This window comes from Mesorhizobium sp. Pch-S (genome assembly GCF_004136315.1).
GTDB lineage: Bacteria > Pseudomonadota > Alphaproteobacteria > Rhizobiales > Rhizobiaceae > Mesorhizobium.
In genome coordinates, this window is the sequence record NZ_CP029562.1 from 5,227,575 (window position 1) to 5,252,270 (window position 24,696).

24 protein-coding genes and 1 pseudogene are annotated in these 24,696 nt (G+C 61.9%); 11 read left to right on the forward strand and 14 right to left on the reverse strand.

All coding sequences use genetic code 11. The features are described 5' to 3' along the window. Nucleotides 1-2 precede the first annotated feature (2 nt). The 3 genes from C1M53_RS31935 to C1M53_RS24425 all read left to right on the forward strand — a co-directional run bounded on the left by C1M53_RS31935 (nucleotide 3) and on the right by C1M53_RS24425 (nucleotide 2,014). Nucleotides 3-128, forward strand: coding sequence for a capsid protein (locus C1M53_RS31935; protein ID WP_207213038.1), 126 nt, complete (start codon nucleotides 3-5; stop codon nucleotides 126-128). Between the two features lie 51 nt (nucleotides 129-179). Continuing rightward, the gene (locus tag C1M53_RS24420; RefSeq protein ID WP_129414588.1) at nucleotides 180-1,559 is read left to right on the forward strand and encodes an aspartate aminotransferase family protein; all 1,380 of its coding nucleotides are present in this window, start codon (nucleotides 180-182) and stop codon (nucleotides 1,557-1,559) included. 95 nt (nucleotides 1,560-1,654) lie between these two features. Then, nucleotides 1,655-2,014, forward strand: coding sequence for a hypothetical protein (locus C1M53_RS24425; protein ID WP_245488270.1), 360 nt, complete (start codon nucleotides 1,655-1,657; stop codon nucleotides 2,012-2,014). Nucleotides 2,015-2,315: 301 nt separating this feature from the next. Here C1M53_RS24425 and mmsB read toward each other — a convergent pair whose 3' ends face one another. Together mmsB and C1M53_RS24435 are read right to left on the reverse strand one after the other, a co-directional pair. Next, the gene (gene mmsB, locus C1M53_RS24430) at nucleotides 2,316-3,200 is read right to left on the reverse strand and encodes a 3-hydroxyisobutyrate dehydrogenase (RefSeq protein WP_129414589.1); all 885 of its coding nucleotides are present in this window, start codon (nucleotides 3,198-3,200) and stop codon (nucleotides 2,316-2,318) included. A 122-nt stretch (nucleotides 3,201-3,322) separates the two neighbouring features. After that, complete coding sequence (locus tag C1M53_RS24435; protein WP_129414590.1) at nucleotides 3,323-4,501, reverse strand: isobutyryl-CoA dehydrogenase; 1,179 nt, start codon at nucleotides 4,499-4,501, stop codon at nucleotides 3,323-3,325. Between the two features lie 145 nt (nucleotides 4,502-4,646). Here C1M53_RS24435 and C1M53_RS24440 point away from each other — a divergent pair, with 145 nt between their 5' ends. Both C1M53_RS24440 and C1M53_RS24445 read left to right on the forward strand, forming a co-directional pair. After that, on the forward strand, nucleotides 4,647-5,249 hold the full coding sequence (locus tag C1M53_RS24440; RefSeq protein WP_129414591.1) for a dimethylsulfonioproprionate lyase family protein: 603 nt from the start codon (nucleotides 4,647-4,649) through the stop codon (nucleotides 5,247-5,249). A gap of 2 nt (nucleotides 5,250-5,251) precedes the next feature. Further along, nucleotides 5,252-6,721 (forward strand): cobyric acid synthase, encoded by a 1,470-nt coding sequence (locus tag C1M53_RS24445; RefSeq protein WP_129414592.1) that lies wholly within the window; start codon nucleotides 5,252-5,254, stop codon nucleotides 6,719-6,721. Nucleotides 6,722-6,828: 107 nt separating this feature from the next. On the opposite strand, the gene C1M53_RS24450 is transcribed toward C1M53_RS24445, so the two are convergent. From C1M53_RS24450 to C1M53_RS24460, 4 genes are all read right to left on the reverse strand, one after another. Then, entirely contained in the window at nucleotides 6,829-7,242 is a 414-nt protein-coding gene (locus tag C1M53_RS24450; RefSeq protein WP_129414593.1) for a VOC family protein, read from the reverse strand. A gap of 106 nt (nucleotides 7,243-7,348) precedes the next feature. Beyond that, nucleotides 7,349-8,170 (reverse strand): AraC family transcriptional regulator, encoded by an 822-nt coding sequence (locus tag C1M53_RS24455; RefSeq protein ID WP_245488272.1) that lies wholly within the window; start codon nucleotides 8,168-8,170, stop codon nucleotides 7,349-7,351. Between the two features lie 69 nt (nucleotides 8,171-8,239). Continuing rightward, nucleotides 8,240-8,410 (reverse strand): hypothetical protein, encoded by a 171-nt coding sequence (locus C1M53_RS31775; protein ID WP_162839650.1) that lies wholly within the window; start codon nucleotides 8,408-8,410, stop codon nucleotides 8,240-8,242. A 52-nt stretch (nucleotides 8,411-8,462) separates the two neighbouring features. After that, complete coding sequence (locus tag C1M53_RS24460) at nucleotides 8,463-9,248, reverse strand: TSUP family transporter (RefSeq protein WP_129414595.1); 786 nt, start codon at nucleotides 9,246-9,248, stop codon at nucleotides 8,463-8,465. Nucleotides 9,249-9,509: 261 nt separating this feature from the next. Here C1M53_RS24460 and C1M53_RS24465 point away from each other — a divergent pair, with 261 nt between their 5' ends. Together C1M53_RS24465 and C1M53_RS24470 are read left to right on the forward strand one after the other, a co-directional pair. After that, a complete protein-coding gene (locus C1M53_RS24465) occupies nucleotides 9,510-9,935 on the forward strand; it encodes a TerB family tellurite resistance protein (protein WP_129414596.1) in 426 nt (141 codons plus the stop codon). Nucleotides 9,936-9,965: 30 nt separating this feature from the next. Next, nucleotides 9,966-10,451, forward strand: a complete 486-nt coding sequence (locus C1M53_RS24470; RefSeq protein WP_129414597.1) for an NUDIX domain-containing protein — start codon at nucleotides 9,966-9,968, stop codon at nucleotides 10,449-10,451. Nucleotides 10,452-10,474: 23 nt separating this feature from the next. On the opposite strand, the gene C1M53_RS24475 is transcribed toward C1M53_RS24470, so the two are convergent. The 4 genes and pseudogenes from C1M53_RS24475 to C1M53_RS24490 form a co-directional block, all read right to left on the reverse strand. Beyond that, nucleotides 10,475-12,100: a dipeptide ABC transporter ATP-binding protein gene (locus C1M53_RS24475; protein WP_129414598.1), complete on the reverse strand. Its 1,626-nt coding sequence runs from the start codon at nucleotides 12,098-12,100 to the stop codon at nucleotides 10,475-10,477. Continuing rightward, nucleotides 12,097-12,966: an ABC transporter permease gene (locus tag C1M53_RS24480; RefSeq protein WP_129414599.1), complete on the reverse strand. Its 870-nt coding sequence runs from the start codon at nucleotides 12,964-12,966 to the stop codon at nucleotides 12,097-12,099. Before C1M53_RS24480 ends, C1M53_RS24475 begins: the two co-directional genes overlap by 4 nt. Beyond that, nucleotides 12,963-13,909, reverse strand: a pseudogene (locus C1M53_RS24485) (ABC transporter permease). The gene C1M53_RS24480 and the pseudogene C1M53_RS24485 overlap by 4 nt, the downstream one beginning before the upstream one ends. A gap of 28 nt (nucleotides 13,910-13,937) precedes the next feature. After that, nucleotides 13,938-15,419, reverse strand: a complete 1,482-nt coding sequence (locus C1M53_RS24490; protein WP_129414600.1) for an ABC transporter substrate-binding protein — start codon at nucleotides 15,417-15,419, stop codon at nucleotides 13,938-13,940. Nucleotides 15,420-15,600: 181 nt separating this feature from the next. On the opposite strand from C1M53_RS24490, the gene C1M53_RS24495 reads away from it, so the two are divergent. Then, nucleotides 15,601-16,110, forward strand: a complete 510-nt coding sequence (locus C1M53_RS24495; RefSeq protein WP_129414601.1) for an OsmC family protein — start codon at nucleotides 15,601-15,603, stop codon at nucleotides 16,108-16,110. On the opposite strand, the gene C1M53_RS24500 is transcribed toward C1M53_RS24495, so the two are convergent. Beyond that, nucleotides 16,107-17,384 carry an acetylornithine deacetylase/succinyl-diaminopimelate desuccinylase family protein gene (locus C1M53_RS24500; protein ID WP_129414602.1) on the reverse strand — a complete coding sequence of 426 codons (1,278 nt, stop codon included), beginning with the start codon at nucleotides 17,382-17,384 and terminating at the stop codon, nucleotides 16,107-16,109. The two genes, C1M53_RS24495 and C1M53_RS24500, sit on opposite strands and share 4 nt — an antisense overlap. A 233-nt stretch (nucleotides 17,385-17,617) precedes the next feature. On the opposite strand from C1M53_RS24500, the gene C1M53_RS24505 reads away from it, so the two are divergent. Next, nucleotides 17,618-18,049, forward strand: a complete 432-nt coding sequence (locus C1M53_RS24505; RefSeq protein ID WP_129414603.1) for a L,D-transpeptidase — start codon at nucleotides 17,618-17,620, stop codon at nucleotides 18,047-18,049. Nucleotides 18,050-18,127: 78 nt separating this feature from the next. Here the strand turns inward: C1M53_RS24505 and C1M53_RS24510 are convergent, their stop codons facing one another. The 3 genes from C1M53_RS24510 to C1M53_RS24520 all read right to left on the reverse strand — a co-directional run bounded on the left by C1M53_RS24510 (nucleotide 18,128) and on the right by C1M53_RS24520 (nucleotide 20,698). Next, entirely contained in the window at nucleotides 18,128-18,625 is a 498-nt protein-coding gene (locus tag C1M53_RS24510) for a RidA family protein (protein ID WP_129414604.1), read from the reverse strand. Between the two features lie 70 nt (nucleotides 18,626-18,695). Beyond that, nucleotides 18,696-19,106 (reverse strand): cytochrome c, encoded by a 411-nt coding sequence (locus tag C1M53_RS24515; protein WP_129414605.1) that lies wholly within the window; start codon nucleotides 19,104-19,106, stop codon nucleotides 18,696-18,698. A 50-nt stretch (nucleotides 19,107-19,156) separates the two neighbouring features. Then, complete coding sequence (locus C1M53_RS24520; protein ID WP_129414606.1) at nucleotides 19,157-20,698, reverse strand: flavin monoamine oxidase family protein; 1,542 nt, start codon at nucleotides 20,696-20,698, stop codon at nucleotides 19,157-19,159. 385 nt (nucleotides 20,699-21,083) lie between these two features. Here C1M53_RS24520 and C1M53_RS24525 point away from each other — a divergent pair, with 385 nt between their 5' ends. Both C1M53_RS24525 and C1M53_RS24530 read left to right on the forward strand, forming a co-directional pair. After that, nucleotides 21,084-23,933, forward strand: a complete 2,850-nt coding sequence (locus C1M53_RS24525) for a molybdopterin oxidoreductase family protein (protein WP_129414607.1) — start codon at nucleotides 21,084-21,086, stop codon at nucleotides 23,931-23,933. Further along, on the forward strand, nucleotides 23,930-24,694 hold the full coding sequence (locus tag C1M53_RS24530) for a 4Fe-4S dicluster domain-containing protein (protein WP_129414608.1): 765 nt from the start codon (nucleotides 23,930-23,932) through the stop codon (nucleotides 24,692-24,694). Before C1M53_RS24525 ends, C1M53_RS24530 begins: the two co-directional genes overlap by 4 nt. Nucleotides 24,695-24,696 lie beyond the last annotated feature (2 nt).

Consider the following 24,696-nt stretch of genomic DNA (forward strand, 5'->3'; position numbering starts at 1 on the left):
TCATGCGCGCTGTAGTGGCCCATCCTCGCAAGCTCGATATCGCCGTGACGCCTTCGCCGCGCACGCGCCATACCGAGCTTTTGCGACTGTGCGCCCGCATCGGTTATTCGCCGCCTTCCGCCCTTTGAGAATCCGTCTCCGGTTGTTGCCGGGTTGATTCAAAAGGAAAGGCCAACTCAATGACTTATCAGAATTTTTCGCTGAAGCAGCTTCAGCAGATCGATGCCGAGCATCATCTGCACCCCTTTACCGACCACAAGGAACTGCGTGGTGCCGGTTCGCGTATCATCACCCACGCCAAGGGGCCATTCATCTATGATTCCGAAGGCGTCGAAATTCTCGACGGCATGGCCGGCCTCTGGTGCGTCAATGTCGGCTACGGTCGCGACGAACTGGCCGATGCCGCCTACGCCCAGATGAAGGAGTTGCCTTACTACAATTCCTTCTTCAAGTGCTCGACACCGTCGCCGGTGCTGCTCTCCAAGCGGCTGGCCGAGATCGCTCCAAAGGGCGTGAGCCAGGTCTTCTACGGCTCGTCGGGCTCGGAAGCCAACGACACGGCGCTTCGGCTGGTGCGTCATTTCTGGACGCTGGAAGGCAAGCCGGAAAAGAACCGCATCATTTCGCGCAAGAATGCCTACCATGGTTCGACCGTGGCCGGTACTTCGCTCGGCGGCATGGAAGGCATGCACAGCCAACTCGGCGGTGCGGTGCCAAACATCGTCCACGTGATGATGCCCTATGCCTACGAACTGGCGCTGCCCGGCGAGAGCGATCATGATTTCGGCCTGCGTGCCGCCAAGGCGGTCGAAGACGCGATCCTCGAGGCAGGGGCTGAAAATGTCGCGGCCTTCATTGGCGAGCCGATCATGGGCGCCGGTGGCGTCAAGATCCCGCCGGCAAGCTATTGGCCGGAAGTCCAGCGCATCTGCCGCAAGCACGACGTACTGCTGATGCTGGACGAAGTGATCACCGGTTATGGTCGTACGGGTGAATGGTTTGCCGCCGACTACTACGGCATCCAGCCGGACACCATCACCACCGCCAAGGCACTGACCTCCGGCTATCAGCCGCTGTCGGCGCTGCTGGTCGGCGATCGTGTCGCCACGACGCTGATCGAGAAGGGTGGCGAGTTCTACCATGGCTATACCTATTCCGGTCATCCGGTAGCCTGCGCTGTGGCGATCGCCAACCTGGACATCATCGCCAAGGAGGGGCTGGTCGAACGGGTGAAGAATGAGACAGGGCCTTATTTTGCCAAGGCCCTGCAGGAACGCATTGCCGGCCATGATCTGGTTGGCGAGGTCCGTTCGATCGGTCTGATGGGCGGCATTGAAATCGTCAGGGACAAGGCAACCAAGGAACGGTACTCGCCGGCTGGAAGCGCAGCTGTCACCGTTCGCGACCACGCCATTGCCAACGGCCTGATGCTGCGCGCTACGGGTGATACGATGATCCTGTCGCCGCCGCTGATCTGGACGCGCGACACGATCGACATGTGCTGCGAACGTCTTGGCAAGGCGCTCGATCTGGCCAAGGAAGATCTGCGCAAGGCATAGTCGGAGTTGACAGTTTGTCGCAGGAAGCCGGCGGAACGATCCGCCGGCTTTTGCATTCGCCATTTCAGGCAAGTCCCATCAACCTGGATCATCCCGTGAAAAGCAATTCTCGAAAGAGAGCCCGCCAGCCAGCGGGCACCAAGGCCGTTGCCGACCTGATGCTTGCCCCTGCCGTCGTGATGCTGCGGCTGCCGGTGATGGCTGCGGAAGCGAGCGGCCTGGGTTGGCGCGACGAAAGCGTGCGCGCGATTTCCGAGAAGGTGGCCGCCGTCGCCGAGGGCGTAGCGGCCGCGCAATTGTCTATGATCGACTCGTGGAGCCGCTTCTGGCCCGAAGTGATGACCGGCCAGGCGCCGTCGATGCTGAATGGTGTCGCGCTGGAGCGGTCGGTGAATGCCGCACTCAGACCGGCAAGTCAGCGCGTGAAGGCAAATTTCAAGCGATTGGCGAGATGATCACGCGGCTTCCAGATGTGGGTTTGTCTCGCGCGGGACCCACGGCTTCCCAACGGCAAAAACCGCGCCCTCGGGGAACGCGGCTTTGCCAGATACGCATGGCGTTTCGCTACTAAGAACCTGCGAAACTAACGGCTCCGGTACGCGAGACCTGATCCGGAGCGCGGGGCAGAGCGTTTCGTCCGCCTTGAGTTCCGTTCTACAGGCACATCGTTACCGCGTGGTTAGCGAGAGCTTAAGCAAATCTAAATTTGCCGATTTTTTGAGACGTATTTTAAGAAAATTGAGCAGATAGAATGGCTTATCCGTTCGACCCGCGCAGAAAATTGATGATGCCGGAAAAATCGACACCGCCACCGCCCTGTGCGTTGAAGAGTGCATAAAGCTGTGCGGCCTCGGCTCCCAGCGGGGTCGCGGCACCTGCAGCCTGAGCGGCTTCCTGGCTGAGCTTCAGGTCTTTCAGCATCAGGGCTGCCGCAAATCCTGGTTTGTAGTCGCGATTCGCCGGAGACGCAGGAACCGGGCCAGGCACAGGGCAATAGGTGGTCAGCGACCAGCACTGTCCGGATGATGTCGACGCGACATCGAAAAGCGCCTGGTGTGACAGACCGAGCTTTTCACCCAGCACAAAGGCTTCGGCCACGCCGATCATCGAGATGCCGAGGATCATGTTGTTGCAGATCTTGGCAGCCTGGCCCGCGCCGTCCTCGCCGCAATGGACGATACGACCAGCCATCGGCTGCAAGATCGGCTCGGCGCGGTCGAAAGCCTCCTTCGAACCGCCAGCCATGAAAGTCAGGGTGCCCGCGGCAGCACCGCCGGTGCCGCCCGAAACCGGTGCGTCGATGGAGAGAAGCCCGTTTTCGCGGGCAATCGCGTGCGCCTTGCGTGCGGACTCCACATCGATGGTGGAGGAATCGATGAACAGCGCACCCTTCGGCGCCCAGGGCGCGATTTCGCCATAGACGGACAGCACATGCCTGCCGGCCGGCAGCATGGTGATGACGACGTCGGCTTCCTTGACCGCGCTCTGGCCATCCTCGGCGATGGTCAGACCATGCTCCTTCGCCAGTGCGAGATTTTCCGGAACGAGATCGAAGCCGATGACCTTGTGGCCGGCCTTGACGAGATTGGCGGCCATGGGATTGCCCATGTTGCCGAGGCCGATGAAGGCGATGGTGGTCATTGGGGAGTTCCTCCGGAATTGTGGGCAGGCAGTCGGCAGTAGGCAATCGGCAGTCGGGAAGAAAAAGCGGGTCACGTTGGCTCGAGGCAACAACAATCGCACTATTACCGACTGCCGATTGCCTACTGCCTCCCAATTAAATGCCGCGCCACGATCACGCGCATGATCTCGTTGGTGCCTTCGAGGATCTGGTGGACACGCAGGTCGCGCACCAGCTTCTCGACGCCGTAGTCCTGCAGATAGCCATAGCCACCGAACAGCTGCAGCGCCTGGTTGGCGACCTCGAAACCGGTGTCGGTGACGAAGCGCTTGGCCATGGCCGACCATTTCGAGGCATCGTGCGCCTTGGCGTCCAGTTTGGAGGCCGCCGCATAGAGGAAGATGCGCGCGGCCTGCAGTTCCGTCTCCATGTCGGCCAGCCGGAACTGCAGGGCCTGGAACTGGTTGATGGCGGAGCCGAAGGCCTTGCGTTCGCCGGTATAGGTCAATGCCTTGTCGAGCGCCGACTGCGCGCCGCCGAGCGAGCACGCGGCGATGTTCAGCCGGCCGCCATCGAGACCGGCCATGGCGATCTTGAAACCCATGCCTTCGTCGGACAGCAGGTTTTCCGCAGGAACCTTGCAATCCTCGAAGATCACGGTGCGGGTTGACTGCATGTGCCAGCCCATCTTGTGCTCATTGGCGCCGAAAGAAAGGCCCGGGGCGTCCTTGGGTACGATCAGCGTCGAGATGCCCTTGGGGCCATCCTCGCCTGTGCGCACCATGGCGACATAGACGTCGGAATCGCCTGCACCCGAAATGAATTGCTTGGTGCCGTTGACGACATAGTCGGAACCATTGCCGCCGGAACGGCTCGCCCTGGTCTTCAAGGCCGCGGCATCGGACCCCGAGCCCGGCTCGGTCAGGCAATAGCTGGCCAGCCATTCCATCGACGTCAGTTTCGGCAGGAAGCGCTGGCGCTGTTCGTCATTGCCGAAGCGGTCGATCATCGACGCCGCCATGTTATGGATCGAGATGAAGGAGGAGAAGGCGGGGCAGGCCCGCGACAGCGCTTCGAAGATCAGCACGGCATCGAGCCGGCCGAGAGCCGAGCCGCCGACGTCGTCGCGAACATAAATGCCGCCGAGGCCGAGCGGTCCGGTTTCGCGGATTACGTCGGCCGGAAAATGCTTGGCCCGATCCCATTCGAGCGCGTTCGGGGCGACACGCTCGTCGGCAAAGGCTTCCGCCATGGTCTGAATGGCGCGCTGGTCTTCGTTGAGTTCGAACTGACCGCTGGCCGCCGTCGTGACGGTATCCATGGCGTCCTCCCGGATATGTCGTTTTTGGCTATGCGTGGACTGCAATCTAGACCAATGATGCGCCCGCGCAACCCGACCTTAGGGATCAATCCAGCGAAGAGGCGAGGCAAAGCGGCTGTGCATATATACGAGAGCGGAGCGTGTGGTGACGACGAATTTTGAAGAGCTGCTGCAGGCGTTCCACGCCTTTCTGCAGCTTGAAGATGCTTCCATTGCGCACGACGCGGCAACTACCATCGACTGGTCGATGCCCTTGCGCCCGCTCGAACCGAAGACGGTGCCGTGCATCGGCCATCTCGATCGCATCCGCGAAATCGCGCCGGATATGGCTCAGCCGCTGGTGCGCCTGCTGGCAGACAACCGACAGCTGCTCCGCTGGGGCCAGACCTACACAAGAGAGGATTTCGGCCCCGATTTTCTCGACAACTACGGTTGGCTGGAGGTCTTCGGCACGCGCGGTCATTTTGCCAATGACAATGCAGCCGGCGGTTTCCTGATCCTTGGGCCAGAGCTCGTCTATCCGGACCATCATCATGAGGCCGAGGAGATCTATATCCCATTGACCGGCGGCACCGGCTGGCGCAAAGGCGAGGGAGACTTCCTGGTGCGCGGTGCCGGCGAGATCATCCATCATCCTTCCGACATCAATCACGCCATGAAAACCGGAGTCGAGCCGCTTCTTGCGCTCTATCTCTGGCGCGGCGGTCCATTGGCCGCGAAGTCGACCATTACCGGCGGAGTGGCGTGATCATGGCGCGCGCGATCATGCTTCAGGGCACGGGCTCGGATGTCGGCAAGACGGTGCTGGTCGCCGGGCTCTGCCGCGCGGCGCAGAAGCGTGGGCTGAAGGTGCGTCCCTTCAAACCGCAGAACATGTCGAACAATGCGGCGGTGGCCGAGATCCCAGGTGAAGCCAGCGGCGGCGAAATCGGACGAGGACAGTGGCTGCAGGCTCTGGCTTGCGGCGCTGCACCCACCGTGCACATGAACCCTGTGCTGCTGAAACCGCAGACCGACATCGGTTCGCAGGTGATCGTTCAGGGCAGGATGTTCGGGGAGGCGCGCGCGAGGGACTACCAGACGATGAAGGGCCGCCTGCTGGAGGCGGTGCTCGACTCCTGGGAGAAGGTGAACGAGGACGCCGATCTCGTCATAGTGGAAGGCGCCGGTTCGCCTGCGGAAATCAACCTGAGGCCCCGTGACATCGCCAATATGGGTTTCGCCACACGCGCCAATGTGCCGGTGGTGCTCGTCGGCGACATCGACAGGGGCGGGGTGATCGCCTCGGTGGCGGGCACACATCTGATCCTGCCGGAGGAAGACAGGCGCATGATCGCCGGCTACCTCATCAACAAATTTCGCGGCGATGTCACGCTGTTCGATGATGGTATCAAGGCTATCGAAGGCTTCACGGGTTGGCGTTGCTTCGGCGTAGTGCCCTGGCTGAAGGCGGCGTCGCGATTGCCGTCTGAAGATTCGGTGGTGCTCGAACGGCTGGCGGCAGGCGAGAAGCGCGCACTGAAGGTCGCCGTGCCGATGTTGTCGCGCATTGCCAATTTTGACGACCTTGACCCGTTGAAGGCCGAACCGCAGGTCGAAGTGGTGTTCGTGCCACCTGGAAAGCCGCTGCCGGTCGATGCCGGGCTCGTCGTCATCCCCGGTTCAAAGTCGACCATCGGCGATCTCCTGCATCTGCGCGAACAAGGCTGGCATCGCGACCTTGCCGCGCATATCAGGCGCGGCGGTCATGTTGTGGGTATCTGCGGAGGGTTCCAGATGCTCGGTCGTGTCGTTCGCGATCCGCAAGGTATCGAGGGCAGCGTGCACGAAACCGAGGGGTTGGGCCTGCTCGATGTCGAGACCGTGATGGAGCCGGAAAAGACCGTGCGCACCAGCAATGCGCGTTCTGCGGTGTTCGACCTGCCGCTGGAAGGCTATGAAATCCATCTCGGTCGCACCACCGGGCCGGATTGCCGGCGCCCGGCAACGATCATCAACAACGCCCCGGACGGCGCCGTTTCCGCCGATGGCAAGGTGTTAGGCACCTATCTGCACGGGCTGTTCGGCGCGGATGCCTTCCGCGCTCGCTTTCTGGAAAGCCTCGGGATCGCCGGTGGCGGCATCGACTACAGGGCAAATGTCGAAGCGGCACTGGACGACATCGCAGCTGCGCTGGAGACACATCTCGACTGCGATGCGCTGTTCTCCCTGGCGCGGTAGAGCCCCTCGAGTTGAAGGCGGCATGGCGGATTTCGCGCCGGGCAAGTGAGTTACCCGGCGCGAAATCCGGGCGCGCCACGCCCTTTCAGGGAACAGATGCCGACGTATCAGTTCGGCTTGTCGTTGCTTTTTGGCCAGTAGGTGCCGAGCGACCAGACATTGCCCTCCGGATCGCGGCAGATGAATTCGCGGCTGCCATAGCCGCGATCCGTCAGGCCTTCCAGGATCTCGGCGCCTGCTGCTTCGGCGCGCAGGAAAGCGGCGTCTGCGTCATCGACGGCTATGTAGATGGAACGCCCGTTGGGGCCAGGTTCGCCGACGATCTCGCCGAAGCGATCGCAGCGCGAGGAACCGAGCATGATCATGGCCGAACCGAGCGCGAGTTCGGCATGCTGGATGATCTCGCCTTCGCCATAGCGGGCATGGACAGTGAAACCAAAGGCCTTGTCCAGCCAGTCGATCATGGCGGGCGCGTCGCGAAAGCGCATGACGGGGTAGAGGCGAGGCGGTTCGACGAACATTGCATTCTCCTGTCAGGTTGGTCGATGAGCCATCCTGGCAAGGACGCAACGGAGCGTCTTGAACAAATGTTACCTGGCTTGAGGTCGGGCCTCGGTGAGCTGTGGATCAGGCCGAAAGCGTGCTCGGAGTCGTGCCTGCGAAGTCGCGGAATTCGCGTGCCAGATGCGCCTGGTCTGCATAACCGCAGTCAGCGGCTATGCCTGCCCAGTTGCCGTCGCCCCGGCGCGACAGTTCGAGGGCACGGTTGAAACGCACCATGCGCGCCAGTGTCTTGGGCGTCATGCCAGTGGCGTCGCGGAAGCGGTCAGCGAGGTGCTTGCGGCTCCAGTCAAGCTCACTGGCGATCGCGCCGATGCGGGCCTGACCGCCGTTTTCCAGGACCTGCTCCACCGCCCACGCGACTTGCGGCCCCTGTATCGGTGCGGCAGCCAATCTGCGGATGATGAAGGCTTCAACCAGGTCGAAGCGACGGCCCCAGTCGGGTTCGTTGCCGAGCATTTCGCGCAACGCATGACCGTCCGGCCCCAGGACGTCGTCCAACGGCACCATGCGGTCTGTCAGCTCACTGAGCGGCATCCGAAAGAAAGAACGCGCGCCAGCAAGCGTGAAATTCACCTGCAGGCAGCAACAGTGGCCGAACGAATCGATCAGTACAGGCCCGGCATAAAGGCCGGCGGCGAAACTGTCGTAACGGTCGTGTTCGTCCGGTGTGCGGCCGAGCGCGATCGCAAAAGGCGCTTCGAAATTGATGACCAGCGGCACTGCAAGCGGGGCATACTCGACTTGACGATAGTGTCCGCCGGCCGTTTCACGATAGCCGCAGATATCGGTGACGACAGACTGTAGCGCTGGTGCCGGAGACCGGCGCAGCACGACAAACTTCTGCGGAAACGCTTCTTCGTCCGTGGACCTGGTTTCGGCAGCCATCGCCATCTCCTGAGCACAGAAGCATAGCGGTTGCCCGCCGAAACCGAAAGAACCGCTCGTCTGCTCCTGTCAGGCGCCGCGCAGCAGGCAGGCAACCGCCAGGATCACGTAGGCGAGTGTCATGACCCAGAAGGCCGAGATCGCGCCAAGGCTGAACACGCCAAGCCCCATCAAAAGAGCGATGACGGCGATGACGACGGTGATGATGAAGACGATTTGGGTAGGTGCGCTGAGATTCATGTCTGGACCCTCTCCACATGATTCGTGCAGCGCAATTCTATCAGCGGTTGCGTCAGATCCCAATCAGGACGCGCAACGGGTTGGCCGGGTCGACCAGGAGCTTCGCGGCAAGTGCAACACAGGTCAGCACCAGCAACGGCTTGATCAACCTGGAGCCGACGCGGACCGCAAGGCTTGCTCCGAGCCTTGCTCCCAGGAACTGGGCGATGCCCATCACGATGCCAACCTTCCAGACGATCACGCCAACCGTGGCGAAAACTGCAAAGGCGCCGATGTTGGAGGCGAAGTTGAGCAGCTTGGTGTGGGCAGTGGCTTTCAGCACGCCGTAGCCGGCGAGTGCCACAAAGGCCATCATGAAGAAGGAACCAGCACCCGGACCAAACAGTCCGTCATAGAAGCCGATCGCCGGGATGACGGTGAATCCGAGCAGGAAAGGCGACAACCGTTCGGTCCGGTCGACATCGTTCATGTTCGGCTTGAGCGCGAAATAGAGCGCTATGGCTATCAGGATGAGGGGTAGGGCGGCGCGCAGGATATCGCCCGGCACGACGGTTGCAGCGAGCGCGCCGAGTACACTGCCTGCCAGGGACATCAGCGCCGAGGGCCATTGCTTCAGCGGGTCGACCTGGCCCTTTGCTGCATAAGCCAGTGTTGCAGAGCCCGAACCGAATAGTCCCTGCAGCTTGTTGGTGCCGAGCGCCTCGATCGGCGAGAAGCCGGCCAGAAGCAGCGCCGGAATCGTGATCAACCCGCCACCACCAGCGATGGAATCGATGATGCCGGCCACGAAAGCGGCGAGGCCGAGCATGGCTATGGTTTGAATGGAGAGGTCGATCATCGGCGGGAAGGCGCCATGCAAAGGGAACAATCAGGCGGACTGCGGCGTTCGATCATAGCAGGCCCGTTTGCGCAAGGGCCAAACCACGCTGGAGCGCCGCGCGTCCTTTTGGACGCGCAAAGGTCGCTCTAGCCCTTTGATTTGGCGCATGACGGGTGGCCTACGCCACCCCGGGTGGCGCAGGCCGCGCCCCTTTCCGAAAATCGATTCCGATTTTCGGGGTCATGCGCTAGGAATGAACATCGATTCGGGAGGACCGCGATGGCGACTGCGCTGCTGGACAGGATTCGTTCGATCTTCGAAGGTGACCCTGGCGTGCGCAAGGTCGCGGACGATCCCGTGCTCTCGGCCGAACTCCTGATGCTGTTTCGCATGATCCTCGCCGATGGCTCGGTCTCGGAAAGCGAAATGGAAGCATTCCGGCGCATCTGTTCCGGTTCCTTCGGCATCCCGGAAGACAGTGTCGATGCGGTGATCGAATACCTCAACGAATATGGCTACGAGACCAATGGTTCGCAGGCAATCGCGATGTTCCGCGATCTTGATGTCGAACGTCGGCGCCTGCTCGCCCAACATATGGCCGAAATCGCCAAGGCCGATCATCACCTTGCCGATAACGAGGTGAAGCTGCTGCGCCGCACGCTCGAACTGCTCGACATCAGTCCGGTCGACGTGGTGAAGTCGTAAGGTCGGTCAAGGGGCGATGAGGGCTGCTGCTTGAGTTTTGCCGACAGCTATCTCGGACGGTTGCGGCAACTGGTCGGCAATCGCCTGGTTCTGGTGCCCGGCGCACGTATCGTCATCGAGCGCGACGACGGTCGTATCCTTCTGCACAAACGAACCGACTTCGACATCTGGGGATTGCCGGGCGGCAGTGCGGAAGAAGGCGAGAACATCGAAACGATCATCGTTCGCGAGGTCGCCGAGGAAACCGGGCTGACGGTCCAGGATGTGAAACCTTTCGCCTTCGCCAGCCATCCTCGCTACGAAACCTTCGAGTTTCCGAACGGCGACCGGACCCAGTTCTTCGCGCTGATCTTCTACACACGCTCGTTCAGGGGTGAGGCAACTGTCATGGATGACGAGAGCAGCGCCGTCGGCTGGTTCGCGCCTGAAGCCTTGCCTGACCTGCTGCCCAACATGGCACGCAGCATCGAGGCCTATGCCCGGTTCAAGAAAACCGGCGAGTTCCAGATGATCTAGCCGGCATCTGTCGATGCAGCCGTTCAGCCTTGTTCCTGCATTTTTCTGGCGATTGCGCGATGCAGGTCGGGTGCCGCGGCGACCAGAGCCTGCGCCGCCTCCGATTGCGGGCGATCGAGGATATCCCTCGTCGCGCCGCGTTCGACGATCCGCCCCTCGTGCATGACCAGCACCTCGTCGGTGATCGCCCGAGCCACGGCAAGATCATGTGTGATGAAGAGGTAGGCGATACCCAGGCGACCATTCAGGTCGGCGAACAGGTCCAGAATCTGGGCTCTGATCGATACATCGAGGGCAGATACCGGCTCGTCGGCAACGATCAGTTTTGGCCGCGTGATGATGGCGCGGGCAATCGACAGGCGCTGCCGCTGGCCGCCCGAGAATTCGTGCGGATACTTGTCGAGATCGGTGGGCCCAAGACCCACTTCGTTCAACGCATGCGCCACCATCTCTCGACGTTCTGCGGGGGCCGGCTTCTTTTCCAGCAGGTGCAGCGGTTCGGCGACCAGTTTCTCGACCTTCTGGCGCGGATCGAAGGAGCCGTAGGGATCCTGGAACACGGCCTGCATGTCGCGCCGAGCCGGTTTCAATTCCGCTTCGTTGCGGTGGGAGATCGTCTCGCCGCGGAACCGGATTGCGCCGGCACTTGGATTGTCGAGCGCCAGGATCATGCGCGCCAGTGTGGATTTCCCGCAACCCGAGCGACCGACCAGCGCGACCGACTGCGCCGGTGCAATGTTGAGCGAGACATCGTCGACGGCGTGGACAGGAGCGCCACGGCCAAAGAAGGATGTGCGGCGACCTGGATAGAGACGCGAGACGTTCTCGACCGAGACGAGAGGCGCCGCCTTGTCGATACCGGGTCGGGCGGGGGAGCGTTTGGGCACATGCATCGAAGCCAGGGCCAACTGCCGCGTATAAGGGTGTACCTGTCCGGACAAGGTCCGAGCGGTCTCGCCGGCTTCCATGACCTCGCCATGGCGCATGATGGTGATGCGATCCGACATCTCGGTGACGACGGCGAGGTCGTGCGAGATGAGCAGCAGGCCCATGTTGTTCTCGCGCACGAGATCGCGCAGCAGGTCGAGGATCTGTGCCTGCAGCACGACATCGAGCGCCGTGGTCGGCTCGTCGGCGATGAGCAGCTTCGGCTTCAGCGCACAGGCTATGGCGATGACGACACGCTGGCGCTGGCCGCCAGAGAGTTCATGCGGATAGCGTGTCAACGGGAAGCTGCTTTCCGGCAGCCCGACCCTGTCGAGGATTTTACGGGCGCGGTCTTCGGCCTCGGCGCGACCTGCCCTGGTGTGCCAGCGGATGCCCTCCGCGACCTGCTCGCCGATGGTCTTGACCGGGTTGAGCGCGGTCATCGGCTCCTGGAACACCATGCCGATGTCATCGCCGCGCAAGGCGCACATCTGGTCCTCGGTCGCGGCGAGGATGTCGATCCCATCGAAGCGCACGTTGCCGGTCGCCTTGGCCGTGAAAGGCAAAAGCTGCATCACGGTCATTGCCGTCATTGATTTGCCGGAGCCGGATTCTCCGACCAGGCCGACGACCTCCCCGGGCGCAACGGCGAGGTCGACATCGTTCAGGATCGGCCTGTTGCCGATGGCGAGCGAAAGCTTCTCGATCTCGAGCAGGCTCATCGGCGCCGCCGCGATTTCGGATCGAGGATATCGGCGGCGCCGTCACCCAACAGGTTCAGTGCCAGGACGGTGATGACGATGGCCATGCCCGGAAAGATCGCCATCCAGGGTGCCTGTGCCATGCGGGTCTGCGCCTCGAACAACATGCGGCCCCAGCTCGGCATCGGTGGCTGAGCACCGAGGCCGACATAGGACAGGCTGGCTTCGGCCAGGATGCCCAGCGCGAACTGGATGGTGCCCTGCACCAGAAGCAGGGTCGCGATGTTGGGCAGGATGTGCTCCAGCGTGATCAGGACCTTGCTTTTGCCAGCGGCGCGGGCGGCGAGGATGTATTCACGAGGCCAGATGGCGAGCGCACCGGCGCGGGCGACGCGGGCAAAAACCGGGATGTTGAAGATGCCGATCGCAATGATGGCATTGATCGCGCCGGGACCGAAGATCGCGGTGATCATGATGGCGGACAACAACGCCGGGAAGGCAAAGACGAGATCGTTCAGCCGCATCAAGGCTTCGTCGACGAGCCCTCCGCGCGCCGCGGCCCAGCAGCCCAGCGGTACGCCGAGACCCAGACCGATGCCGACGGCAACCAGGGCAACGGCAATGGAGTTGCGCGCACCGATCATGATCATCGACAGGACGTCACGGCCGAAATGGTCGGTGCCGAACCAGTGTAGCGCGGATGGGGCCTGCAACTTGTCGGAGATCACCAGCCTGGTGACATCATAGGGCGTCCACAGGAAGGAGAGGGCGGCCATTCCCGCCACCAGCAAGGTGACGAGGAAGCCCGCGATGAAGGACTTGTGGCGCAAGGCTCTGCTGGCCAGCGAGGCCAGATTCGCGCGCGGGATCTCCGTTTGCAGCGTCAAGAACGCCCCCGCAGACGTGGGTCGACCACCGCGTAGGAAAAATCGACGAGTAGATTGACGAGGATCACGGTCGCGACCAGCAGCATGACCACGCTTTCCACCACGATCAGGTCGCGTTGCGTGATAGCCTGGAAAATGAGCCTGCCGAGACCCGGCAGGTAAAAGACGTTTTCTATGATGATGGTACCGGCAAGCATGAAAGCGAACTGCAGGCCGAGAATGGTCAGTACCGGGATCATGGCGTTGCGCAACGCGTGTCGCCAGAGCACAGCGCGATAGGGCATGCCCTTGGCGCGAGCCGTGCGGATATAGTCTTCCGACAGGACCTCTATCAGCGCCTGGCGGGTCACGCGGGCAAGGATTGCTGCCTGCGGCAATGCCAGGGCTATAGCGGGCAGGATAAGCGCCTTCAACGCCGGCCACACACCGGCGTTCCAGCCTGGAAAACCGCCCGCCGGCACCCATTTCAGCCATACTGCGAAGAGGTAGATCAGAAGCAGCGCAAACCAGAAATTGGGTATGGCGACGCCGATCTGCGAGACGCCCATCGAGACGGTGTCGCCAAAGCGGCCCTGGCGCGAAGCGGCATAAAGGCCGACCGGAATGGCAATCAGCGTCGACAGTGCAAGCGCGATCAGCGCCAGCGGCAGCGAAACGGCGACGCGCTCGCGCACGAGGTCGATCACCGGCACCGAATAGGTGTAGGAGCGGCCGAAATCGAGCACGACGAGGTTGCCGATCCAGTGCAGGTAGCGCAGCAGCAGCGGATCGTTCAGGCCCATCTGCGTGCGCACCTGCTCAACCTGCTCGGCACTTGCATTCATGCCGAGCATCAGGCGTGCCGGATCGCCAGGCAGGACCTCCAGCACCGCAAAGACGACGATGGAGGCCAGCACCAGCTGGCGAGGGCGATGGCGATGCGCTTGAGGAGATAGGCGGTCATCGGATGCCGATGTCGTCACGTCACCCGATCAGTCGTTCCACTTCACCTTGGTGAGGTCGTTGGCCGGCACCGGCTGATTCTGCCACAGACCTTCGATCTTGGCGTCCCAGACACCGACCTTCGGAAGTTCGAACAGGAAACCCACGACGGCGTCGTCGGCAAGAATCTTCTGCGCCTTGCCGAGCAGTTCCTTGCGCTTGGCCTCGTCAGCGGTGAGATCGAGTTCCTCGATGACCTTGTTGAACTCGGGGTTCTGGTAGTTGAAATAGTAGTCCTTGCGCGCATAGATGCCGATGTCGTTGGGCTCGACATGCGAAACGATGGTCAGGTCGTAGTCTTTCTTGGTGAAGACCTGGTCCAGCCACTGCGCCCACTCCACCGGGATGATCTCGGCCTCGATGCCGACGTCGCGCAGCTGCGATGCGATGATCTCGCCACCAAGGCGCGCATAAGGCGGGGGCGGCAGCTTCAGCGTCACCTTGGTGCCGCTTGCCAACCCGGCTTCCTTGAGAAGTTCCTTCGCCTTGGCCGGGTCGTGCGGATAGGTTCCGGTCAGATCGACGTAGTCCTTGCTGGACGGTGACATGTGCGAGCCGATCGGCTGGCCAAGTCCTTCCGAAGCGCCGTCGATGATGGCCTTGCGGTCGAGCGCATAGGAGATCGCCTGACGCACCTTGAGCTGGTCGAAGGGCGGCTTGCCGTTGTTCATGGCGAGGATGGTTTCACCCTCGGTGGAGCCGACGACGACCTTGAAGCGCGGATCGGACTGGAACTGGGACAGGCTGTCACTGGTCGGCATGTTGGGGAAGGCCTGCACGTCGCCGGACAGCATGGCCGGAACCGCGGCGGAGGCATCCGGAATGAAGCGGAATTCGGCCTTGTCGAGAGCGACCGGAGCGCCCCAGTAATTGTCCGATTTCACGAGCGTGACCGAGGATCCCTTCGCCCAGTTCTGGAATTTGAAGGGGCCGGTGCCGATCGGCTTTTCCTTGTTGGTGTCGGCGCTTTCTGGCGCAACGATGACCGCATCGCCCCAACCCATATTGTAGAGGAAGGAACCCTGCGGCTGTTTCAGCGTCACCTTGACGGTCGCCGGATCCACGACGTCGACGGTGTCGATGGCTGCGAACAGCTGTTTCTGGGCGTTCTGGGAGTTTTCCGCGCGGGCGCGGTTGAGCGAGAATTTGACGTCAGCGGCGTCGAAATCGGTACCGTCGTGGAATTTGACGCCCGTGTGCAGCTTGAACGTATAGACCTTGCCGTCTTCGGAAATCGTCCAGCTTTCGGCAAGATCGGGCAAGACCTCGCCATTGGGACCGATGCGGGTCAGACCCTCGAAGATGTTGGCATAAGTGACCTCGCGGATGGCGGCGGCTGCACCGGCCGTCGGATCGAGATGCGGCGGCTCCAGCACCATGCCAAGCACCAGGTCGGTGCGGGCGGCGAAGGCTGCCGTGCCTGAAGCAAGCGCCAGGGCGGTGGCTGCCAAGACCGTCTTCCAGAGCTTCATCGTAAGTCCCCCTCATTATTCCGCTTGTTTAGCTCGGGCGGGATAGAAGCGTGAAATTCCAACGGAGTAAATCGCGTTTGTTTTCATCGATGATGCCGGTGGGGAAATCTTGTGCCAATATACCGGCTCTATCCGGTGCGCCACGACCGGCGGTGACGCGCTGCAGGCGGGAGGGGTGACTATGGATGCCGCAACACTCAAGACACTGCAGGCTCCCCTCAAGGAAGCCTATCGCGATACACCGGAAAAAGCGTTCATCACCTTGCGTGCCAAAGGTTCGATCGAAGACCAGTCGATCGCGTGCAAGGTGGAGACGGGCCGTGCCTTGGCAATAGCCGGCCTCCACCCGGCAACGGGTGGCAGCGGGCTGGAGTTGTGCTCCGGCGACATGCTGCTCGAGGCTCTCGTCGCCTGTGCTGGCGTGACGCTGAAGGCTGTCGCGACCGCGCTCGAATTCAGACTGGACGGGGCAACGGTAACCGCGGAGGGCGATCTCGATTTTCGTGGCACCCTGGGCGTCGCCAAGGAAGCGCCGGTCGGATTCAGGGCGATAAGGCTGGGGATCGAGTTGCAGACCGACGAACCGCGGGAGCGCATCGATTCGCTGGTGAAACTCACCGAACGCTATTGCGTGGTGTTCCAGACGATCAACCAGCGGCCGGAACTGTCGGTCACGGCGCTGCGGCTTTAGCTTCGTCCACTCCGCAACAGCACATTCAACCCGATCGCCATGACCTTGGCCGATTGCACCATGTCTTCGATGCCGACCCATTCGTCGGGCCGGTGAGCGAGATCGAGAATGCCCGGGCCGTAGGCGATGCAATCGAACAGGTGACCGATACGGGCAACGTGTTTCTGGTCGTAGGTACCGGGTGAAATCACGTATTCCGGTTCACGTTCGAACACCTGCATGATGCCCTCGGCCACCGCCTTGACCACTGGTGCACCGCGCTCGGTCATGGTCGGCTGCACTTCCATGACATCGCGGATGCGATAGTCGAATTTCCTGCGATCGCGCTTCAGCCCATCGAGAATGTCTATGACCTCGCGTTTCACCTCGTCGAGCTTTTCTTCGAGCAGGAAGCGGCGATCGATGGTGAGCCGGCATGAATCCGGCACGTTGGGGGATGGCAGGCCCGGGCGGAAGTCTTCCGTCTGGCCGCCATGGATCGAATTGATGTTCATGGTGGAACGGCGCGCGCCCTCCGGCACCACCGGCATTGAAGTCTGTTTCCGGTCGAGTGCGGGGAATAGGTCGGCCTCGAAAGCCGCCAGTACAGCACCCATGTGGCGCACCGCATTGTCGCCGAGGAAAGGCATCGAGCCGTGCGCGATCTCGCCCAAGGTCTCGATTTCGGCCCACCAGACGCCGCGATGGCCAAGGCAGATGCGATCCTTGTTGAGTGGCTCGGGAATGATGACGTGATCGACCTTGGGTTTTGAAAAATAGCCCTTGCCGGCCAGGTAGGCGACACCGCCGAAACCGCCGGATTCCTCGTCCACCGTGCCTGATATCTCGATGGCGCCAGGAAAATCCGGATAGGCCTGCATGAAGGCTTCAACCGCGATGATGGAGGCGGCAAGGCCGCCCTTCATATCGCAGGCGCCGCGTCCATACACGCGGCCATCCTTCACCACCCCGGCAAAGGGATCTACCGTCCAGCCTTCTCCGGCTTCGACCACATCGATGTGCGAGTTGAAATGCACGGTGGGTCCGGGCGAGCGGCCATCAAAGCGCGCAACCACATTGACACGTGGATAGCGGTCATTGTCGCCCGGTGTGCCCTCGCCACGGATCAGTTCAACCCCAAAACCACGCTTCTTCAATCGGGCGGCAATGAATTCCGCACAGGGGCGATACGCCTCGCCGGGCGGGTTCACGGTCGGAAAGCGGATCAGGTCGGCGGTCAGCGCGACGAGGTCATCGGTGCGCGCTTCGACGCATTGCAGGAGTCGATCAGTCATTCGGGAAATTGAGCAGGGAAAGGCCATGCCTTGCAAGAGCCCGCGTGTTGATCCAGTCGAGCCGTGTCTCCTGCGTAGGATTTGCGCCGGCAAACGGTTCACGTTCGCGTCAACATCCCGGTCAAATGCACTAGGTCTCTTGTGTAATGCAGATCACTGTTCTTTTAACCTTTGAAAGATAAAGTGAGAGATCGAAATTCTGGGGAAGCAATGTAGGGAGAGGGGCCAGACTCATGAAGAAGTCTGTTCTTTTAGGAGGGGTCTTAGGGGCGATTTTGTTGGCAAGCGCAGCCGAGAGCCGTGCCGACGGCCTCGTCGCAAGGGTCAACATCTCGACGCAGACGATGACTGTCAGCCGCTATGGCGAGGTCCTGTATCGCTGGGATGTTTCAACGGCTCGAAAGGGTTACGTAACTCCGAGCGGCAGCTGGAAACCCAAGCGTCTGCACAAGATGTGGTACTCCAAGAAATACGACAATTCGCCGATGCCCTGGTCCGTCTTTTACAATGGCGGCTATGCCGTGCATGGTACCAATGCTGTACGGCAACTTGGGCGCCCAGCCTCGCATGGCTGCGTGCGCCTCGCCATCGCCAACGCCGCGACGTTCTATTCGCTCGTCCGGGAGGTCGGCATCAACGACACGCGCATAGTCGTCACCTACTAGGCGCTCTGGAGCCGACGTTCGTCATCGGCAAAGAAAATGGGCTGCCTCACGGCAGCCCATCGTCGAGGCCGGATCGGCTTATGGCCGGACCGCGGTCACTTCGATCTCGACGAGGAATCCTGGCGCCGCAAGACCGGCGACCTGGAAGACCGAACGGGTCGGCAGGTTCGGTTGTTCCTTGGTGCCGAAGAACTGCGTGTAGCCTTCCATGAAGCCGCTGAAGTCCATCTTGCTGCCTTTGCCGGGATCGCCGACCAGGAAGACCTGCATCTTGACGACGTCGCCCATCTTGAGGTCGAGGCTGGCCAGCGTTTTTTCGATCGACTTCAACACCGAAACGGTCTGGGTCTTGGTGTCGCCATAGGCGGCAAGTGAGCCTTTTTCCGCTTTCTCGTCGGCGACCGAGGGCACTGCCCCGCTGACATAAACGGTGGTCTTGCCTGCCGGGATTTCGACCGCCTGGGAGATCGGGAAGTCCGAGTTCGGGATCTTGTGACGTACGACGTCCTGCGCCATCGCGCCGCCGGTCATCGCCATCAGTGCCGCAACCAAAGCGGCGCCGGTCCGTGCTTTCATAGCCGGTGTTCTCCTTCTTGCTGAAAATATCGGGGAAGGTGAGTCCCGAGGGCCTACCTTCCGTGGTTCGTTAGCGGGCGTCCTTCACATCCTGCGCGGTTGCGGCGTCCTTGTAGTCGTTGCCGAAATGCGTGCGGACATAGTTCACGACAGCAGCGACCTGTTCGTCGTCGAGCATCTGGCCGACGGGCGGCATGCCCTTCTGGCCATGCAGGATGACAAAGATCGGATAGCCCGACGACTCCAGGTTGGTGTTCTTGGCAAGCGCCGGATACTTGCCTGCGCCTACAGCCCCTTCACCTTTCTCCATATGACAGGCCTGGCAAAGGTTGGCGTAGATGTCTTCCCCGGTCTTCTGGGAGAACTTGTCGCCGGTCGAAAAGGTGGCACCGGCCGAGTCGGCAAAGGCGGCGGGGCTGGAAAGCGTGAGGAATGCCGCGGCAGCGGCGAGGCCGAATGGCCGGTTTGTCTTGGTAGTCATGATGACGTGCCTTGCAAAATTGGGGGAAAGAGGGATGGGCCTTACAGCCGTCACCCCTGCAGAACGCGTTTGTGCAGGCGCCCGATGGCGTTGAGGGCCGACAGGATCGCTCCTTCCTGCCAGGCAGGAATGTAGGAGGCGTGCTCTCCGGCCAGCATGATGCGCCCGTCCAGCTGGCAGAGGTTGCCGTAATGCTCCTGGCGGGCTTCTTCGGTCCAGTCGCCCGCGCAGCCCAGCGTGTAGGGAGAGCGATGCCAGGCCCAGGAGACTCCGTTCTCGAATTCATCCTTGTACTGCGGATGGATCTGGCTGCCATATTCGACCGCGCGCTTGACCCGGTCCTGTGGCGACAGCGCCGTGAATTCGTAGGAGTTCGGGCCATTCCAGGTATAGCAGCCGAGCAGCACGCCCTTGCCGGTCGTGTTGAAGCCGGTGCTCGGGTAGGAGATCTGCGTGATCGGCAGGTCGGTATAGGACACGCCACCGAAGATGAGGTCGTCCTCTTCCCAGAAGCGGCGCTTGAACTGCAAGCCGACCTTGACGGACGAGGCGTAGGGCACGGCCGCGATCGCAGCCTGCATGGCGCCACTGACCTTGACTTCGATCTGGCTCAGGATGGTCAGCGGGATGGTGCAGATACACCAGTCGGCGCTGGCTTCCTGCACGGCGCCAGGCTTTGTTGTGTCCTCATAGGTGACAGTGACGCCTTTCTCGTCTTGATCGATCTTGGTCACCTTCGCATTGAAGGTGATCAGGTCGCCGACTTCCTTGGCGAAGGCTTCGCCGACCTTGCCCATGCCGCCGACCGGCTGGAACATGGTGGTCTGGAACTCATACAGCGCGAAATTGGCGAGGCTGCCCCAGAGTTTGGACTTCAGGATATCGGAAAGTCCGATCGGGTCGCCGGGGACCGGTGCTGCGCCCAAACCGCCGCCAGGATCTTTTTCGTAGCCGCGATACTCCGCGGAAGTCAGGCCCTTGGCATAGGCGTAATCCTTGTCGAGCGCGCCCCAGGATTTGAGCGCTTCCAGCAACATCTCCTGGTCTTCCTTGGTGACGTCGCCTTCCAGCTTGCCTTTCTGGGTGACCTTGGCCAGCAACTCGGATGTATGACCCTGGAAGTCGGTCTTGATGTCGCGTACGCGCTGGGGCTTGCCGCCGAACGCGGTCGAGGAGTGCAGGAAAGCGTTGTGGTTGATCTGCTGGAACGGTTCCAGCTTGACGCCCAGGCGCTTGCAGTAGTCGAGCAGGCCGTTGTGGTGGTAGGGGATGCGCCAGGGGCCGAGATTGACGTAGAGGCCTTCTTCGAATTCGCAGGTCTGCTTGCCGCCGCCAAGCTCGCTGAAAGTGTCGCCACCCCGCACCGTCCAGTTACGGCCGCCGGCACGGTTGTTGTATTCCAGGATCTTCACTTTGTAGCCGGCCTGGCGCAGTTCGAGCGCCGCTGTCATGCCGGCAAGGCCGGCGCCGAGGATCAGCACGGTGGCGCCTTTCGGATCGCCTTCCAGCTTGATGCGCCCCTTGTAGCCGGACTCGGCCGCGAGGCCCATCGTTGTCATGGCCTGGTACATGGCAGCGGACCCCGCCGTCATGCCAATGAGCGTGAGCAGCTTACGCCGGCTCAATCCATTAAGTGTGTGATTCTGTAACACGTTTAGTCCTTTCTGGCCGCCATTAGCGGCGTCCGCCCCAACCGGAAGCACCCCCGTTCCATCCGGCTGCGCGATCGAAGCTAGGACGATGCCGCGGCAAGTCAACGCAGCCGCGGCCGATGGTTCAACGGATGCAAGAGAGTTGGCGCAAACAGTCTCGGGGCTGGATCGAAGGGCTGGTGGGGTATTTCCCGGATTGTCAGGATGATGGCAGATCATGCTCTGTCGTGATCTTCCGGTGAACGAAATTACTGTCGGGAACGTCCTTCGCGCATTTCCTTTCCTCATCCGGCCCGATACGTTTCGAACCGGAGGAACGCGATTGATGAATCACGCCGAAAGGGTGGCCCTGTCCGAGCCGGTGGGCGACGAGGTCCGCAAGACGACCTGCTACATGTGCGCATGCCGGTGCGGTATCAACGTGCACATCAAGGACGGCAAGATCCGCTACATCGAGGGCAATCGCGACCATCCGGTCAACAAAGGCGTGCTTTGCGCCAAGGGCTCGGCCGGCATCATGCAGCACTACGCGCCGGCCAGGCTGCGCGCGCCCTTGAAACGGGTAGGGCCGCGCGGCTCGGGCAAGTTCGAGGAAATCAGCTGGGACGAGGCGCTCGGGATCGCCACCAATTGGCTGGATGGTGTTCGCCAGGACGACCCCAAGAAGCTTGCCTTCTTCACCGGACGGGACCAGTCGCAATCGCTGACCGGTTTCTGGGCCCAGCAGTTCGGCACGCCGAACTATGCCGCGCATGGCGGCTTCTGCTCGGTCAACATGGCGGCTGCCGGCATCATGACGATCGGTGGCGCTTTCTGGGAGTTCGGAGCACCGGACTGGGATCGCACCAAGCTGTTCGTGCTGTTCGGGGTCGCTGAGGACCACGATTCCAACCCGATCAAGATGGGCATAGCCAAGCTGAAGAAGAATGGTGCTCGCTTTGTTTCGGTCAACCCGGTGCGCACCGGCTACTCGGCGGTTGCAGACAACTGGATCGGTATTCGTCCGGGCACGGATGGGCTGCTGATCCTCGCGATCGTGCATGAACTGCTCAAGGCGCGCCGGATCGACGTCGACTATCTGGTGCGCTACTCCAACGCCACCTGGCTGGTGATCGACGCTCCGGGCACTGCGGAGCATGGCCTGTTTGCGCGCGACGGCGAGGGCAGGCCGCTCATCTTCGAGAGCGTGACCGAACAGGTCGTCGCGATCGGTGCCAAGGGAGCAAGGGCCGCACTCTCCGGTCGCGTGCAACTCGCGGATGGGCGCTTCGCGGTGCCGTCTTTTCAGCTGCTTGCGGAAAAATACCTCGACCCGAAATATGCGCCGGAAGCCGTTGCGATGGAAACCGGCATCGCGGCAGACACGATCCGCGGGCTCGCAGCGGAAATCGCGCGCGTGGCCTTCGACGAGGCGATCACGATCGAGCAACCGTGGACGGACGTGCACGGGCAGACGCACGAAGGCTTTGTCGGGCGGCCGGTGTCATTCCATGCCATGCGCGGGCTCTCCGCGCACTCCAACGGCTTCCAGACGGCGCGGGCACTGCACATGCTGCAGGTGCTGATCGGAGCCGTCGATTGTCCCGGCGGCTTCCGTTTCGAGCCGCCATATCCGAAGCCGGTGTCGGCGCATCCGACACCGCACGGCCGGGCCGAGCACTTTGGGTCCAACAAGCCGCTTTCGGGGCCGCATCTCGGCTTTCCGCGCGGCCCCGAGGACCTCCTGGTCGATGCCGAGGGACGACCGGCGCGCATCGACAAGGCATTCTCGTGGGATTCGCCGTTTTCGGTGCACGGGCTGATGCACATGGTGATCGCCAACGCCCATGCCGGTGATCCGTACCCGGTGGATGTGCTGTTTCTCTATATGGCCAACATGGCCTGGAATTCCTCCATGAACACGGCGGGCGTGATCCGCATGCTGGAGGACAAGGACCCGGCGACCGGCGAATACAAGATCCCGAAAATCATCTATTCCGACGCCTATGCTTCCGAGATGGTCGCCTATGCCGACCTCGTCCTGCCCGACACGACCTATCTCGAACGCCACGACTGCATCTCGCTGCTCGATCGGCCGATTTCGGAACCTGATGCCGTGCAGGATGCCATCCGCTGGCCGGTGATCGAGCCGGACCGCAATGTACGCGGCTTCCAGAGCGTGCTGATCGATCTTGGTGCGCGGTTGCGCCTGCCTGGCTTTGCCGACAATCACGGCAAGCCACTTTACAAGGATTACGCCGACTACATCGTCCGCCACGAACGCCGGCCGGGCATTGGCCCCTTGGCGGGTTTCCGCGGCCTGAAAGGCGATCGCATCGGGCGCGGTGCGACAAATCCGGAGCAATTGCAGCGCTATATCGAAAATGGCTCGTTCTTTTCCGCGCATATTCCGCTGGAAGCGCAGTTCTTCAAACACGCCAACCAAGCCTATCAGGACTTTGCCGTACGCATGGGCTTTTTCGATACGCCGCAACCGGTGACATTCCAGCTTTACCAGGAAGCGCTGCAGAAGTTCCGGCTGTCCGCGGAAGGCGTGCGCGAGCCGGTGGCCCCGGAAACGCACCGGCAGCGTATCCTTGATGTGTTCGACCCATTGCCCGATTGGTATCGGCCATTCGGCGAGGCGATGGTCGACAGCAGGGAGTTTCCTTATCACGCCATCACGCAGCGGCCGGCGGCGATGTACCATTCCTGGGGTTCGATGAACGCCTGGCTGAGGCAGATCCATACCGCCAACGCGCTCTACGTTCCGGGGGCGATCTGCGAGCAGTTGGAGCTCGTTGATGGCGACTGGGTCTGGCTGATCTCGCACCACAGCCGCATCAAGGTGCCGGTGGCGAGGATGGAGGCCGTCAACTCCTCGACGGTGTGGACCTGGAACGCCATCGGCAAGCGGGAAGGGGCGTGGGGGTTGGATCGCAATGTTCCGGAAGCGCAAAAATCCTTCCTGATGAATCACTTGATCCACGAACTTCTACCGCCAAGGGAAGGCGGGCTCCGCTGGTCGAATTCCGATCCGATCACCGGGCAGGCTGCCTGGTACGATTTGAGGGTTCGTATCGAGAAAGCGGACAAGGGCGTCGTGAGCGAGCCGCATTTTCCGGGCATCGCCGAGCCGGACGGCGAGCAGCCGAGCCCGAAGGAGCTGCGCTACGGGCAGGAGTGGGCGCAATGACCAGCTTGCCGGCACCAACTGCCAAGAAGCTCGGTCTCGTCATCGACCTCGACGTCTGCGTCGGCTGCCATGCCTGCGTGGTGAACTGCAAGGAATGGAACACCGGGGGCTATGGCGCTGCCCTGTCGGACCAGGAGCCTTATGGTGCCGATGTTTCAGGCGCCTGGCTGAACCGTGTGCATTCCTTCGAGGTAGTGCCGGAAGGCGGCGAGATCGTTGGTGAGGCGGGTGATGCGCGCATCGTGCACTTCCCGAAGTCCTGCCTGCATTGCGAAGACGCACCCTGTGTAACCGTGTGCCCGACCGGCGCCTCCTACAAGCGCGCCGAGGACGGGATTGTGCTGGTCGATGAGGAGAAGTGCATCGGCTGCGGTCTCTGCGCCTGGTCGTGTCCTTATGGCGCGCGCGAGATGGATCTGGCCGCCGGTGTAATGAAGAAATGCACGCTGTGCATCGACCGCATCTACAACGAGACCATGGAGGAAGTGGACCGGCAGCCGGCCTGCGTGCGTACCTGCCCGGCCAACGCCCGCCATTTTGGCGATCTCGGCGATCCGTCCTCCACCGTTTCGATCATGGTTGCCGAGCGTGGTGGTATCGATCTGATGCCGGAGCAGGGGACGCGTCCAGTGAACAAATATCTGCCGCCCCGGCCAAGGAAGCCGCTGGCTGCGAGCGCCGGCCAGATGGCGAGAGGCGAGGACACCAGTGGAGCTACCGGCTTCTTTGCCTGGCTCGACGGCATGTTGGACCGTATCTGATT